At 64.7% G+C, this 14,782-nt stretch carries 12 protein-coding genes and 1 pseudogene; 3 read left to right on the plus strand and 10 right to left on the minus strand.

The annotated features are described in order from the left end of the window. Nucleotides 1–2,629 (plus strand): autotransporter outer membrane beta-barrel domain-containing protein (locus SO180_RS36480; protein WP_449383643.1); only part of this gene is annotated, 2,629 nt, incomplete at its 5' end. 12 nt (nucleotides 2,630–2,641) lie between these two features. Here SO180_RS36480 and SO180_RS36485 read toward each other — a convergent pair. The 9 genes and pseudogenes from SO180_RS36485 to SO180_RS36525 all read right to left on the minus strand — a co-directional run. Continuing rightward, nucleotides 2,642–3,577 (minus strand): annotated as a pseudogene (locus SO180_RS36485) (GGDEF domain-containing protein); the annotation flags it as partial. A 146-nt stretch (nucleotides 3,578–3,723) separates the two neighbouring features. Further along, nucleotides 3,724–3,945, minus strand: a complete 222-nt coding sequence (locus tag SO180_RS36490; RefSeq protein WP_449383644.1) for a dodecin — start codon at nucleotides 3,943–3,945, stop codon at nucleotides 3,724–3,726. Between the two features lie 110 nt (nucleotides 3,946–4,055). Continuing rightward, nucleotides 4,056–5,303 carry a glycosyltransferase family 87 protein gene (locus SO180_RS36495; protein WP_449383645.1) on the minus strand — a complete coding sequence of 416 codons (1,248 nt, stop codon included), beginning with the start codon at nucleotides 5,301–5,303 and terminating at the stop codon, nucleotides 4,056–4,058. 119 nt (nucleotides 5,304–5,422) lie between these two features. Continuing rightward, a complete protein-coding gene (locus SO180_RS36500) occupies nucleotides 5,423–5,617 on the minus strand; it encodes a hypothetical protein (protein WP_027522132.1) in 195 nt (64 codons plus the stop codon). A 93-nt stretch (nucleotides 5,618–5,710) separates the two neighbouring features. Then, entirely contained in the window at nucleotides 5,711–6,268 is a 558-nt protein-coding gene (locus tag SO180_RS36505) for an HNH endonuclease (protein ID WP_080135068.1), read from the minus strand. A 337-nt stretch (nucleotides 6,269–6,605) separates the two neighbouring features. After that, a complete protein-coding gene (locus SO180_RS36510) occupies nucleotides 6,606–7,577 on the minus strand; it encodes a peptidyl-alpha-hydroxyglycine alpha-amidating lyase family protein (protein ID WP_449383646.1) in 972 nt (323 codons plus the stop codon). Nucleotides 7,578–7,666: 89 nt separating this feature from the next. Further along, a complete protein-coding gene (locus SO180_RS36515) occupies nucleotides 7,667–9,442 on the minus strand; it encodes a flavin-containing monooxygenase (protein ID WP_449383647.1) in 1,776 nt (591 codons plus the stop codon). 77 nt (nucleotides 9,443–9,519) lie between these two features. After that, nucleotides 9,520–10,605, minus strand: coding sequence for a DUF2855 family protein (locus SO180_RS36520; protein WP_449383648.1), 1,086 nt, complete (start codon nucleotides 10,603–10,605; stop codon nucleotides 9,520–9,522). Then, nucleotides 10,602–11,342: a DNA-3-methyladenine glycosylase family protein gene (locus SO180_RS36525; RefSeq protein ID WP_449383649.1), complete on the minus strand. Its 741-nt coding sequence runs from the start codon at nucleotides 11,340–11,342 to the stop codon at nucleotides 10,602–10,604. The genes SO180_RS36520 and SO180_RS36525 overlap by 4 nt, the downstream gene beginning before the upstream one ends. Before the next feature lie 150 nt (nucleotides 11,343–11,492). On the opposite strand from SO180_RS36525, the gene gluQRS reads away from it, so the two are divergent. Beyond that, nucleotides 11,493–12,365 carry a tRNA glutamyl-Q(34) synthetase GluQRS gene (gluQRS, locus tag SO180_RS36530; RefSeq protein ID WP_449383650.1) on the plus strand — a complete coding sequence of 291 codons (873 nt, stop codon included), beginning with the start codon at nucleotides 11,493–11,495 and terminating at the stop codon, nucleotides 12,363–12,365. 88 nt (nucleotides 12,366–12,453) lie between these two features. Further along, the gene (locus SO180_RS36535; protein ID WP_449383651.1) at nucleotides 12,454–13,839 is read left to right on the plus strand and encodes an ATP-binding protein; all 1,386 of its coding nucleotides are present in this window, start codon (nucleotides 12,454–12,456) and stop codon (nucleotides 13,837–13,839) included. Here SO180_RS36535 and SO180_RS36540 read toward each other — a convergent pair. Continuing rightward, the gene (locus tag SO180_RS36540; RefSeq protein ID WP_449383660.1) at nucleotides 13,766–14,626 is read right to left on the minus strand and encodes a YihY/virulence factor BrkB family protein; all 861 of its coding nucleotides are present in this window, start codon (nucleotides 14,624–14,626) and stop codon (nucleotides 13,766–13,768) included. The two genes, SO180_RS36535 and SO180_RS36540, sit on opposite strands and share 74 nt — an antisense overlap. Nucleotides 14,627–14,782: the final 156 nt, after the last annotated feature.

Genomic DNA, 14,782 nt, shown 5'->3' on the forward strand with positions numbered 1-14,782 from the left:
TCCCACCGCAGGCCAAGCCGGGTTCGGCGCCGGTGATGGAGGCTCGGCCGGAGGCGGCGGTGGCGCGGCCATGGGCGGCGCTGTCTTTGTCGCTAAGGGCGGCACGCTGACCATCAACGGCAGCGGCAACGCCACGGGCAACAGCGTGACGGGTGGTTCAGGCGCCAACACCGGCTCCGCGTTCGGCTCGGGCTTTTTCGTGCAGGGCTCGGCTTTGGCCTTCGGCGCCGGCAACTTCACCCTCTCCGATGTCATCGCCGACCAGAGCGGCTCCGGCGGCAGTAGCATCGCGGACGGCTTTGGGGGCACGGGCGGGCAGAGCTCGATCACCAAGAGCGGCGCGGGCGTGCTGACGCTCTCCGCAGCGAACTCCTATGGCGGCGGCACCACCATCAACGAGGGCTCAACACTTGTCGTCGGTGACGCCCATGCGCTCGGTACCGGTACGTTGACGCTCAACGGCGGCGCCACCGGCGTCACAGTCACTTTCAATGGCAGCTTCACGATTGCCAACAACATCGTTGCGGCCGGAGATCCCATCTACAACATTCTCGCTGGCAGCACAGTCAACCTGACGGGTGTGCTGTCCGGCTCCGGCGACGTCGTCGTTAACGAAGCGAGCGGCTATGCTGGCACGCTTATCCTCTCTGGCGCGAATACCTACACCGGCCCGACCGTTGTGGACGCCGGCATCCTGCAAGCCGGCTCGACCAGCGCCTTCGGTAACAACTCTGCGGTGACGGTTGCGAGCGGCGCGGTGCTCGATCTCGCTGGTTTCTCCAACGCGATCGGTTCGCTCGCCGGCGCCGGCATCGTCACCAATAGCGGCGCTGCGGCCACGCTGACCACGGGCGGCGATACCACCTCAACTGTCTTTTCAGGAACGATCCAGGACGGCGCGGGATCGATCGCGCTGACCAAGACCGGCATCGGCCTGCTGCTGCTCTCCGGCAGCAACTCCTATACCGGCGCGACAATCGTCAGCGGCGGCACGTTGCAGGTCGACGGATCGATAGCATCATCCAGCCAGGTCACTGTCCAGAGCGGCGCGGCGCTCAGCGGTAGCGGCACGGTCGGCGCTACCGTCATCGACGGCGGCGCCATCTTTGCGCCGGGCAATGGCACGGCGGGGACGTCGATGGTCGTGAGCGGCAGCCTCGCCCTCGCATCCGGCGCCGTCTATCTGGTTCAGGTCAGTCCCTCGGCAGCTTCGTTCGCATCCGTCGCCGGTGTGGCGACACTCGGCGGTGCCACCGTCGACGCAGTCTTCGCAAGCGGCAGCTACATCTCCAAGCGCTACACCATCCTGACCGCGAGTGGCGGGGTCAGCGGCACGTTCGGCTCGCTGGTCACGACCGGTTTGCCTAGCAATATCAGAAGTGTCGCGTTGAGCTACGATGCCAACGACGTCTATCTGGACCTTGCCCTGAACTATTCGATTCCGTCCGGGCTCAACGGCAATCAGCAACGCGTCGGCAACGCGCTGACGAGCTTCTTCAACGCCAACGGCGGAATAGCCGCAGTCTACGCCGGGTTCACTCCGGCCGGCCTGACGCAAGCCGCTGGCGAATCGGGAACTGGCTCGCAGCAGACCACGTTTGCCGCGATGACCCAGTTCATGGGCCTGCTCACCGATCCCTTCACACAGCGGGATAACGGGCCGGGATCGGCCAGCGGCACGACCGGCTTTGCGGACGAGGAGCAGGCAAGCGCCTATACCGGACACAAGCGAATCGATGCGTTTGCCATGCTCGCCAAGACGCCGCCGCAGGCCCTCGAGCCGCACTGGAGCGTATGGGCTTCCGCCTTTGGCGGATCGCAATCGACAGCCGGCGATGCGACGACCGGCTCGAACGACACCACGAGTCGCGTGTTTGGGACCGCCGTCGGGGCCGATTACTGGGTCTCGGCACATACGTCAGTCGGCTTTGCGCTGGCCGGCGGCGGGACCAATTTCAGCGTGGCCAATGGTGGCTCCGGTCGCTCCGACTTGTTCCAGGCTGGTGCCTATCTGCGCCACACCGATGGCGCTGCCTACATCTCCGCGGCGCTGGCCTATGGTTGGCAAGACATCACCACCGATCGCACCGTGACGATCGCCGGCGCCGATCATCTCCGCGCCGAGTTCAACGCGAATGCATATTCCGGTCGCCTCGAAGGCGGTTATCGCTACATTGCGCCGTGGATCGGCGGAATCGGCCTGACACCCTATGGCGCGGCGCAATTCACGACATTCGATCTACCGGCCTATGCCGAGCAGGTCATTTCCGGCGCGGCCGCGTTTGCTTTGAACTACTCTGCCAAGAGCGTAACGGATACCCGCGGCGAGCTAGGCCTGCGCAGCGATAAATCCTTCGCGATGCAAAATGGCGTGTTGACGCTGCGCGGGCGTTTTGGCTGGGCGCATGATTTCAATCCGGATCGTTCGATCGCCGCAACCTTCCAGGCGCTGCCTGGCGCAAGCTTCGTCGTCAATGGCGCAGCACAAGCGCGGGACGCCGCGCTCACCACTGCTGCGGTGGAGATGAAGTGGCTGAACGGGTGGTCCGCGGCAGCAAGCTTCGAGGGCGAGTTTTCGAACGCCATGCGCAGCTATGCCGGCAAGGGCGGCGTTCGCTACGCGTGGTAAACGGTCATCTCCTCACGCGCTCTTCGCCGGCCACGGCACGACCTGGCCCGACATCACCAGCCGGTCGCGGCCGCTGTCCTTGGCAGCATAGAGCGCGCGGTCGGCGGCTGCCACCAACGCGCTGCTGTCAGTCGTACTCTGAGACGGCAGTCCAGTCGCCACGCCCACGCTCACCGTGACCAGCCGGGACGGTGGATTCTGCGCATGGAGCATGGCAAGCTCGCGCAGCGCCTCGCGGATCTCCTCGCCGACCCTGATGCAACCTTCGGCGCCGGTGTTCGGCAACAGCAGCGCGAATTCCTCGCCGCCGTAGCGTGCGGCGAGGCCGGCCGGGCGCCGCGCATGCACGGCCAGAATCTTGCTCAGCGCACGCAGGCAGCCGTCACCCGCGAGGTGCCCGCAATGGTCGTTGAATTTCTTGAAATGATCGACGTCGATCAAGAGCAGCGAGAGCTGCGTGCCGTCGCGGCGGGCGCGCGCCCATTCCTCCGCCAGCCGCTCGTCGAATGCGCGGCGGTTGGCGAGTCCGGTCAGACCGAGCCTGTCCTGAAGATCCTTCTGCTCGGTCACATCTCGCATGATTGCAACGACGCCATCGATTTCGCCGGTGTCGGACGTTCGCGTCACGTGCAGGGCCGACTCGGCCCAGATCTCGCCCTTCTCGCGGTGCCGCTGACGATAGACAAAGCGTGCTTCCTCGGCTTCGCCACTCTTCAGCGCGGCGATGGTTTGCTCGATCCGCTCCAGGTCCTCCGGGTGGATGCCGGCTACGGCCGAGTTGCCCAAGAGTTCGTCGGGCGACCAGCCCACGACGCGCGCCCATGACGGCGAGACGTAGAGCAGTTGGTTATCAAGCCCGATCCGGGTCACCATGTCGCTGGATTGCTCGGCCAGCAGGCGGAAGTGCGCCTCCTTGGCAGCCAGGGCCTGCGCCATGCGCTGCCGCTGCAGGCTTAACGGCTTGTTGCAACATCCGCGCTGATTGCACGGAGTCCGTTCTCGACCGGCGGATTCCCCGATATTTCGATGGATTATCGTGGGACGATGTTAACCACGCCGCGGCTCGCGCAGCGGTCGCGCCTCATGTGTCCGGTTCACGCCTCGAGCGTGAAGCCGACGCGCAGCGTGACCTGGTAGTGGCGCACGGTGCCGTTCTCGATATGGCCGCGCGTCTGCACCACCTCAAACCATTTCATCTCGCGGATGGTTTTTGCAGCCCGGCTGACCGCGTTCTGGATCGCGTCTTCGATCGACTTTTCCGACGATCCGACCAGTTCCAGGATCTTGTAGACGTGATCCTTGTCTTGAGCAGGCATGACGAACCTCCATGAGTGCCGGCAGGGCGCAAGTCAGGATTTCCGTCTGAAGAGACTAAACTGCGCCTGAACGAAGTCCAAGGGTGAACGCGCAGCCAGGCCGCTGGTTTCTAGTCGGGCACATGAAGGACATTGCGCGGTAGGTGACCCGTGCTGCCGTCACGAATGGCCGACTTATCGCGCAGCAGCATGTGCAACAGCACCGCGAGGAGTGCGATCATCGCAGAGCCAGCCATGGCCGGCGCGGCTTGCTGCCCCGACGCCTGCGTCGACAGCACCAGCCCATAGGAGCCGGCGAGCAGGATCAGCCCATACATCGCGCTACGCTCGCGCGCCGACGCGATGTGGACAAGATCTGGAAGCGCGAGCGCGAGACCGATCCCCAGCAGCGGCAGGTCGTAGTCATAGGCATAGGGGCTGATCATCACCGAGGCCATTGCAGTGACGCCAAGCGCGAGGCCCGGCGGGGACCCGCGCAAGGCGCCGAGCACGACCGCAAGAAGCGCAAGCGCAGCGACGGCGATCTGTCCCCAGATGGCACCAGTAGCGGGCATGCCTGCGGTATGCAGCGCCGCATAGGCCGAGATCATCCGAAAGAGCTGATAAAAGCCCTGGTCGAGATAGCTCGCCGATTCCTGCACCGAGCCGACGAGTGCGGACCAGATTTGGGGACCGAAAACCAGCGTGCAAACGAGTGAGCTCACGAGCACCACCGTTGCTGCAGCGATGATCGCAGTCCAGCGCCTCGTCGCCATGAGATAGACGGCTGCGGCGATCGCAAGATGCGGCTTGATCACCATCGCGCCGAGCGCTAGGCCCGCAAGCACCGGGCGCTTCCGCAGGGTGAGACAGAACAGGCCGATCAGCGCGCCGGTGAGAAAGCCGTTCTGGCCGCAGCCGATCGTGACCGCGAGGGCGGGAAAAGAGATGATCAGGACTTGCGCGAGATTCTCTCGTGCGATCGTCCGCAACGCGGCGAGATAGAGCGCGAGTGTTACCGCGGTGAACAACAGATACGCTGCACCGACCGGCAGCCAGGCGAGCGGCGCAAGCAACAGGTCGAATTGTGGCGGGTAGGTCCAGGGCATCACGCCGGTCGTGCCGCCGGCCGCGTCCGCCTGCATCTTGCCGAAGGTCGCGAGCCGGTACACCTCGCCGACATCGCCGAGCCAGACCCGTTGCGCCACGATGTGAAACGCGTCGAAATCGGCGAGCTCGCGAAAGTGCCAGGGACCGACGCGCGCGAACCAGAATGTCTTGACGACGGCGATCGCCGCCAGCGCTGCGAGAATGACGCGAACATAGATCGCCCGCCTCGAGGGCGAGGACTGAATCTGCTCCAGCGCTTCGGCAAGCATGAGGATCTCGGACCGTAGCGGCGTGCAGGACCCTGCATCGCCCATAGGACTCAAGATTGCCGTGTGAGGCTTAAAGGACAGTAACAACCGGAGAGCGCCACCCGGCCTTGAGACGCGACCTATCGGCCTTGGGATCGGGCCTCACGCGCCAGCCGCTCGGCCCTCAGCCGCTCCATATTGGAATAGAGCGCCTTCTGCGCGGCCTCATGCTCGCGCATGGCCTGCTCCGCATCAGCCCGTCGCGCCTCGTCCCGCGCCCTGCGCTCGTCAGGCGTGAGAATGCGGGGCGGGCGTACTGAATGATCAACTGTCATGCAGAGCCAACGCCAAAACCGCAGAAAAGTTCCCAGGCTGCGGGTTCCAACGTTGGTTCTCTGCCAGACGTCATGTCGAAGCGCGAGCGGGGCCTACGGATCCAACTCGGTATCCCAGTACAAATAATCGAGCCAGCTATCGTGCAGATAGTTCGGCGGAAAGAGGCGGCCGTTGCGGTGGAGCTGGTGCACGGTCGGAGCGAACGCCGCCTGCCTCGGAAACATTTTTGCCTGCGCCGGCGTGAGATTGCCCTTGCGCAAATTACAGGGAGAGCAGGCCGCGACCACGTTCTCCCAAGTGGTCTGGCCGCCTTTGCTGCGCGGGATGATGTGATCGAAGGTGAGGTCCTCGGGCGAGCCGCAATATTGGCAATTGAAGCGGTCGCGCAGGAAGACGTTGAAACGGGTGAAGGCAGGATGGGTGGTCGGCTTGACGAAGGATTTGAGTGAGACGACGCTCGGTAACTGCATCTCCAGCGTCGGACTTCGTACCGCCTGGTCGTAGTGGGCGACGATGTTGACGCGATCGAGAAACACCGCCTTGATCGCGTCCTGCCACGACCAGAGAGACAGCGGATAGTAACTCAGCGGCCGGAAGTCCGCATTCAGCACCAAGACCGGCCAACTGCCTTGCGAGACATGTGCGTTCAAGTAACGCTCCTGGCCTCCATATCGCTGCGAAGCAGCATGTAGTGACATACTACATGCAGCGTGACGGGATTGTGAAGCCCGCTGAGAGACTTATTCAGGCTCTCTGCGGACCGGAACACGCTGCAAAAAAGCCGCTTTTCGGGGAAGCGTCACTGCCGCTCGCCGTCAGCGACGCCAACAATGCTGTAGCGCTGTTCTCGGGCGAGTCGCCTGCGCGCCGGTCAGGGGCAGGTCGCGATCGGGCAAGTCGCGATCTGGCAAGTCGTGATCGGGAAGGTCGGCGGCAGTGCCGTTGGAGGACGATGACCTGCGGCTGCGCTCCCAATGACGCATGTGGTCAGCGCACCCGCTCCAGCTTCTGCAGACACCGTGTGGCGCGCACGACAGCCGGCATCTCATCGTCGGGAAAGCTCGTCTTCCAGTCGGTGACGCCGACCTCGCCGACATACAGGTCGCCTTGCGAATCCAGCGCGATGCCATGCGGCGCCAGGAACTTGCCGCTCGCGACACCCGGACCATCTTCGCCGCCGAGCCGCGCGATGCGTTTTCCCTTGGCATCGACGATCGACAGCCGCGGGCCGAGATTGGGCACCTTGCGGTTCACCGGCATGCCGGGTCCGAGCTCGCCGATCACGAAGGTCGGCTGCCTTCCGCCACAGCAGCACAGCGCACAGGGCCGGTGCAGGTTGTTCCACTGCGTCTCGTATCTGCCGTTGCCGTCGAACACCTGCACGCGATGGTTCTCGCGATCGGCGACGTAGACATAACCATCCGCGTCGGTGGCGATGTTGTGAACGATGTTGAACTGGCCGGGATCGGTGCCGGGTTCGCCCCAGCTCATCATCAGCTTGCCGTCCGGGGTGAACTTGTGGACGCGGGCATTGCCGTAGCCGTCGGAGACGTAGATCTCGCCCTTCGGCGACAGCGCGGTATGGGTGCAGCGGTGGAAGGGATCGCCGCTCATGAACGGTGCAGGCTTCTCGGGGACGCCGATCGTCAGCAGCACCTTGCCGTCGGTCGTGCATTTGCGCACGGTGTGGTCGCCATCATCGGTGCAATAGAGATTATCGTCGGCGTCGATATGCAGGCCGTGGGCGCGGGCAAACAACCCTTCACCCCAGCTCCGCAGGAAATTGCCTTCGCGGTCGAGCACCACCATCGGATGGGCGCCGCGATTGAAGACGTAGATGCGGTCCTTGCTGTCAACCGCGACGGACGCGACATCGGTGAGCTGCCAGCCATCCGGCAGCTTCGCCCAGTTCTCGACGACGCGGTAACGATGCTCGCCCGAGCCGAGTATGGTTGGCATTGGTGTCCTCCTCACAATTCATCGTTCCACATTGCGCAAGTGCGCAATGCGGGCTCGCGACTTTTGTCGCGCCCGGAATGGCGACCGGTTTATGTGGCGCCCACATCTCGCCCCAACATCCCTTCCTCGATCGCCTTGATCTGCAGTGCGAGATATCTCGAATTGATCCGGCATTGCGCGAGGCTGCCGGCGATGAACCACAGGCCGGGCTGCTTCGTGCGCGCATACATGTTGCACAGCTCAAAGCCGTCGCCAAAGCCCCAGATCGGGCCGACGCGGTCGGCAACGGCATCGCCGAACAGCTTTCGCACCATATAGGCTTGCGGCTTGTAGCCGGTCGAGAGCACGATGAGGTCGGCCGGGATGATCGCACCGTCCTTCAACCGCGCGCCCTCGGCGACGAAGCGTTCGATGTCCTCGAATTGCGTGAGCCCGACCGCGCCCTTCACGATGAGATCGGAGCAGCCGACGTTGAAGTAATAGCCGCCGCCGCGGCTCAAGTATTTGAACTGCCAACCGGTGCCGCCTTCACCGAAATCGAGCTTGAAGCCGACGCGGGCGAGGCCGTCGAGCAGGTCCTTGTCGAGCGCCTTCGATTGCTCCGTCAGCATTGCATGGGTCTTCTTCGCGAGCGGCGTCGGCATCGAGGCTGCGATCAAGTCGTTGTCCTCGAGCGTGCCCTCGTTGTAGGTCGCGTAGGCGAGCTGTGCCGAGGGTTCGATATTGGTGATCAGCGTGGCCGAGCGCTGCACCAGCGTCACCTCGGCACCGCTGGAGTAGAGATCTTGCGCGATGTCGTGGCCGCTATTGCCGGTGCCGATGACGATCGCGCGCTTGCCGGTCCAGCTCTCGCCGTCCTCGTAGCGGCTGGAATGCACGAGCGTGCCGCTGAAATCTTTCAGGCTCGGAATATCGGGCATGTTCGGGATGCCGCTGACGCCGGTTGCCATCACCACATGACGCGGATGCATGGTCCGCGTCGTGCCATCGGCGCCGCGTAGCGTGACCGTCCAACATCCCTTCGCCTCGTCGTAGGCGCCGCCTTCGAACTCGGTGCCGGTCCAGTAGTTCAGCTCCATCGCCTCGACGTAAGCTTCGAACCAGTTGGCGAGCTTGTCCTTGGGGATGTAGACCGGCCAGTTCGGCGGGAAAGGCATATAGGGCAGGTGATTGACCTGGACCTGGTTATGCAGGGTGAGCGCGTGGTAGCGCTTGCGCCAATTGTCGCCGATGCGTGGCCAGCGATCGACGATCAACGTGTCGACATTCAACTGCTTCAGCCGCGCCGCGATCGCGAGCCCCGCCTGGCCGCCGCCGATCACGAGCACGGCGGGATCGCGGTCGGCATAGGAGCCGGATGCCTTGCGCAGATCGAGCCAATTCGGCCCGCGGAAGTCGCGCGAATAGGCCTGGCCGCGCGGCCGCGTGCGGTTGAGTTGCTCCTCAAATCCCTTCAGCTCCTCCAGCGCGGTGAGCAGCGTCCATGCCTTCAGGCGGTCGCCGTCATCGGCATCGGACAGCAGCCGAACGATGCCGATGCCGCGTCCGACGGCGGTTTCGAACGAGAAGATCGCCTCGATCGTCTTGGTCCCGGCGCGAGTCACCCAGCGCGGCGGCGCACGGGTCGATGCGATCTCGAAAGAATTTGGCGCGGCTTCGGATGCGAGCGTGCTCAATTCCCGCACGGTCGCGTCGCGGCCGGCGATCGTTTGCAGGTTCCAGCTTAGCGCCAGCACGTCGCGCCAATAGCTGTCGGCCAGGAAGAGCTTATGCAGCGCGCCGTGACTCGGGTCGCCAAGCGCCTGCTCGAACTGGTCGAGCCAGGTTTGCGCGGACACTAGAATGTCCTTCGTCCTGTCCAGCATGCGCGACCTCATGGCCGACTTCGCGGCGCTTCCTCTGAGATCAACGCTATACCGTTTTGGCAGGAGCCAAAAGCCGACTACCCCCGTAGGGAGAGCATGTGGCCCTGCTCAGGCGGAATACGACCCTTCAGCGTGTCGAGATAGATCTGCCGCACCGCCTCAGCCCCGCGGTTCTCGACCACGGTCAGGCATTTTTCGAGCATCGGTGCGAAGCCGGACCATGCCACGCCAAAGCGCTGGTCGATGCCGCCAGGACCCCAATCCTTCGCGCGCTTGCGGATATGGTCGGGCGCGAAGAACCAGCGCGGTTTTGCGCCCGGCAGGGCGCCTTCGTCGGCATCGGTGGCGCGATGCGTCAGGCCGACGCGCACCGAGCACGCCATCCGATCGCGGAAATGGTGGTGCAGCTCGGCCCGCAACGCGCTGCTGCCGGCCATGTCGACGAACGCGACAGGTGCGTCCGTCGGCAGCAAGCTGACGCGGTCGTAGGTGACGACCTCATTGTAGCAGGGCAGCGCGCCGACGAAGGCTGCATTGCTCGCCGAAGTCAGCCCGATCACCTTGCGGCCGCGGCCGTGCAGGAGATGCGCGAGTCCGAACGCGGTCTTGCTGGAGGCGCTCGAGAGCAGCACGCTGCGCGCGCCAAAGTCGTCGTTCTCGGCGAGGAAATCGTCGACCAGGAACGACAGCATGAACAACGGCCGCAGCAGCGCCTGGAGATCGCCCTGGTGCCCGGCAAAGGCGGGATCGCCGGTGACGCGGGAATAGACGTTGTAGACCGGGGACACCTGCTTGCGATGCTCGGCGCCGTCGCGCAAGGCACGCTTGCTCACGTCGACCGCTTCGATGACGAGATGCGTTGCCATCGGGAAATAGCCGAACAGCCTCTCACCCACGGCAACGTTCGGATGCTTGGAGGCAATGACCTCGCCAAAGCCCCACACCGGGATGTTGCCGAAGCCTTGCGGCGCCGGAAAGATCTGCCAGTATTTCAGCTCGTCGCCCATCACGGCATAGGTGATGTTGTTGGCGGTGAACGCGAAGCGCTCGACCTTCACCAACAGCGCATCCGCGGGCAGCGCGGGTGGATCGGGGATCGCCGTCTCGATCAGCTTGCATTGTTCGAGATCGTTGCGCGCGACGATGAAATCGGTGGATGTCATGGCAAAGGTCCCGGCTTTTTCCGTGCCGGCATCTTCTCTTTCACCGTCGCGCGCTTTGCAACAGCAACATTGTTTAAAACGGCGTTCGCTTCCCCGGCGATGACGCCCTCGCGTTTCTTGACCGCGCGATAATAGCTCCACCACAGATGTGCAGCCGCACCGCGCAGGGGGCGCCAGGGTTCGGCGAGCGGCGCCATCTGCTTCTCGGTGGGCCGTGTCTTCAGGCCAAGCCCGATGCGGATGCCTTCCTGCACGGCGAGATCGCCGGCGGGCCACGCATCGCCATGGCCGAGACAGAACAACAGATAGACGTCGGCGGTCCACGGCCCGATGCCGGGCAGCGCGATCAGCGTGTGATGCGCGGCGTCGGCGTCCTCTTCGGCGAGCACGTCGAGGTTCAGTCGTTCGGCCGCGAGCTCGCGCGCCAGATGTTTCAGCGTCTTGATCTTGGCGGCCGACAGGCCGAGCCGTCCGAGCCGGTTGGCGCGCGCGCGGCGCACGGCCTCATGGTCGAACGGATCCAAGGCGACGTTGAGCCGCTCCCAGATCGCACCGGCGCTCGCGGTCGAGAGCTGCTGGCCGCAGACGATGTGCGCCAGCCCCGCAAATCCCGCCTCGCGCCGTCGCAGGCTCGGCATGCCCGCGATCTCCAGCACCGGCTTCAGCCGAGCGTCCCGCTTGACCAGCGCCTGAATGGCCTCTTCGAGATCAGACTGGGTTTCGAGGTGGATGGTCATGGTTGCTCAACTCGTCATGCGCGGGCTTGACCCGCGCATCCATCTCATATCGTAACGGAGTCATGGAAGATGGATTGCCGGGGCGCAGACAAGTTTACGTAGTCTGCGCCAGGCAGACTACTACGTCCGGCAATGACGAGTACCCCGAGAATGACGCCCCCCGTTTTCCGCTTCGCCCCCAGCCCGAACGGCTATCTCCATCTCGGGCATGCCCTCTCCGCGCTGGTGAACTTCGATCGCGCGCGCGAGACGGACGGGCGCTTCCTGTTGCGTATCGAGGACATCGACGCGACGCGCTGCCGGCCGGAGTTCGAGGCGGCGATCTTTGAGGACCTCGCCTGGCTCGGGATCGCCTGGGAGACGCCGGTGCGGCGGCAATCGGAGCATTTTGGCGCCTATCGCGCGGCGCTGGACAGGCTCACCGCACTCGGGCTCGTCTATCCCGCCTTCGAAAGCCGCGCCGAGATCGCAAAGCTCTTGACGCAGCGCGAGGCTGTTCAGCCCTGGTCGCGCGATCCGGATGGCGCGCCGCTTTATCCGGGGACCGCGAAATCGCTTTCCGCCGACGAGCGCGCGCGGCTGATCTCAGCGGGCGTGCCCTATGCGCTGCGGCTCGACATGGCCGCCGCTTGCCGCCGCGTGGCGGATCTCAGTTGGCATGAGGCCGGCGAGGGGCCCGCGGGCGAGCGGGGCAGCATTCCTGCCCAACCGCAGGCCTGGGGCGACGTCATCCTGGCGCGCAAGGAGATGCCCACCAGCTATCACCTCTCGGTCGTCGTCGACGATGCGCTGCAAGGGGTGAGCGAGGTGGTACGCGGTCAGGACCTGTTTCATGCCACCTCGGTCCACCGCTTGCTCCAGGAATTGCTGGGCCTGCCCGCGCCCGCCTACCGCCACCACCGGCTGATCTGCGACGTTGCAGGGCAAAAGCTTTCCAAGTCGACCCGCGCCACCGGCTTGCGCGACTTGCGTGCGGCGGGAGCGCTCCCTGCCGACATTCGCGCCTTGGTGGGATTACGTTAAGTTTCTCTGGGGTTTAGCAAAACGCCTCCGTGACTCCCTGGGCCGCTCCGTGCCATGCTGATTTTCGAGCCGGGGTTCAAGGGGAAACATGGCGGCGAAAACGCGCATCACGCGCACCACGCGGTCGTCCGGACGGCTGCCCAAGAGGCGTGCCAAGTCGCGTGTAGGGTCGCGTGTGAAGTCGCGTGCCAAGCCGCCTGCTGCCGCGCGTGGAAAGCAGCGCGCCGGGACAGCGCACAAGCGCAGCACCAAGGCGAGCACAAAACCTGCCCCCGCGGACATGGTCCAGGCTGCGCTCGCGGCCTTTGCCCATGAGGTCCGCACCCCCCTGACCGGTATCCTCGCGATCAGCGATCTGCTTGCAACCTCGGACCTTGGCGAGCGTGAGCGGCGCTGGGCTGACACCATCAAGGCAGGCGCGGAGCATCTTGCGAGCCTTGCGACGTTGTTCGTCGATGCTGCCAAGACCGCCAAGGGCGTCGCTGGACTCGGCCAGGATCTGTTCGACCTGCGCGCGCTTGCGCGCACTGCCGGCGACTCGCTTGCGGGCCGGGCCGCTGCCAAGGGGTTGCAGGCCCAGGTCGACATCTCGCCAAAGCTTCCCGCGCTCGTGGTCGGCGATCCCGTCCGCCTGCGTGCAGCGCTGGAAAACCTGATCGACAATGCCGTGAAGTTCACGGAGCGAGGGGGCATCGCCCTCTCGGTTACGCCATGGCCAATCGCCAAGGGCAAAGCCGGTGGCAAGGCCAAGAACAACGCCAAGAACAACGCCAAGGCAGCGCACAAGGCAGCGCACAAGGCCGGCGTCGCCTTCGCGGTGTCCGACAGCGGCATCGGGCTGACCATGGCCGAGATCAAGCGGCTGTTCCGCCCCTTCTCGCAGGCCAATGTCACCATCGCCTCGCGCTTCGGCGGTGCCGGGCTCGGGCTGTCATCGGTGAAGCAGCTTGCGCGCGCAATGGGCGGCGACATCACGGTCGCGCCGCGGCGCGGCGGCGGCGCCACCTTCACGTTGACGGTGTCGCTGACCTCGGCGAATTCGGAGAAATCCACGGAGTCAGGGGCGCACGACGGTCGCGGGGAGGATGCGGCAGCGGGCTTACGCGTGCTCAGCGTCGAAGACAATCCGTTCGGCCGCGTCGTGCTCAACACCATACTGACCGAGCTCGGCCATCATGCAGAGTTCATCGGCCGCGGCGAGGATGCCGAAAGCCGCCTTGCGCAAGGCGCTTTCGATGCGGTGCTGATGGACATGGTGCTGCCGGGCATCGACGGTATCGAGGCGATCAAACGCATCCGCACGATGTGTCCGCCGCTCGGTCAGATCCCGATCATCGGCATTTCCGGCCGCGGCGAAGACGAGACGGCCTCGCGCGAGGCCGGCGCCGACGCCTTCCTGGTCAAGCCCGTGTCTCCGCGTGCGCTAGCGACTGCGCTGCTTGAAGCGACACGCCGTGAGGAAGCCGCGACTTGATGATCGCGGCGTTGAGCTCGCCGCCATAGACGAAGATCGCGGCGATGAAATACAGAAACACCAGCGCGATGATCACCGAGGCGAGCCCCGCATACATCGTCACGTAGTTGTTGGCGAAACGCGCCAGATATTGCCCGAACACGATGCCCGAGATCAGCGACGCCACCATGGTGAAGACGATGCCGGGCAGGATCTGGAGGAAGCCGCGTCGCCCCGCCGGCAGCAAGGCGTGCAGGATGAACAGCGCCACGATCAGCGCCCCGATGGTGATGCCGTAGCGCACCCAGGTCAGGATGCTTTCGTTGGATTCGACAATCAGGGGGATGTGCCGCCGCGCCGCCGCGATGAGCAGCGGCCCCAGCACGATCAGGAACGCCATGGCGAGCGCGGTGAAGGCCGCCACCAGCGTGTAGCCGATCGATTCCAGCCGCAGCCAGTACCAGCGCCGCATCTCGACCACCGCATAGGCGCGGTTGAGCGCGACGCGTAAGGCCTCGACGCCGTTCGAGGCGAAGTAGACCGAGAGCACCGCGCCGATAGTCAGCACGTCAGTGCGGGTCGTGGTCAGAACGTCGTGGATCTCACCGGACAGGGTGTCGGCAACCTGCTTGGGCCAGACCTCAAGCATCAACCCGGCAGCCTGGTCGGCGAGCTCCTTGGAGCCGAAAAAGCCCGCCAGCGAGGTCAGCACGATCAGGAACGGGAACAGCGCCATCAGGCTGGACAGCGCGATATGGCTCGCGATCGCCCAGCCATCGTCGGCCAGGAACGTGTAAAATGCGTCCATCACGACCAGGTAGAGGTAGCGGATCTGCCTCACATGCCACCTGCGCGGGCTGTCGATGCTCCTCCTCCCCGCAAGCGGGGGGAGGCGAAGTGCACGTGCCGGCCCAAATCAAAAAACATCGGTCTAGCTTCTGATATTATTGGCCTAAAAGCCAGA

Source organism: Bradyrhizobium sp. UFLA05-112, from assembly GCF_053572325.1.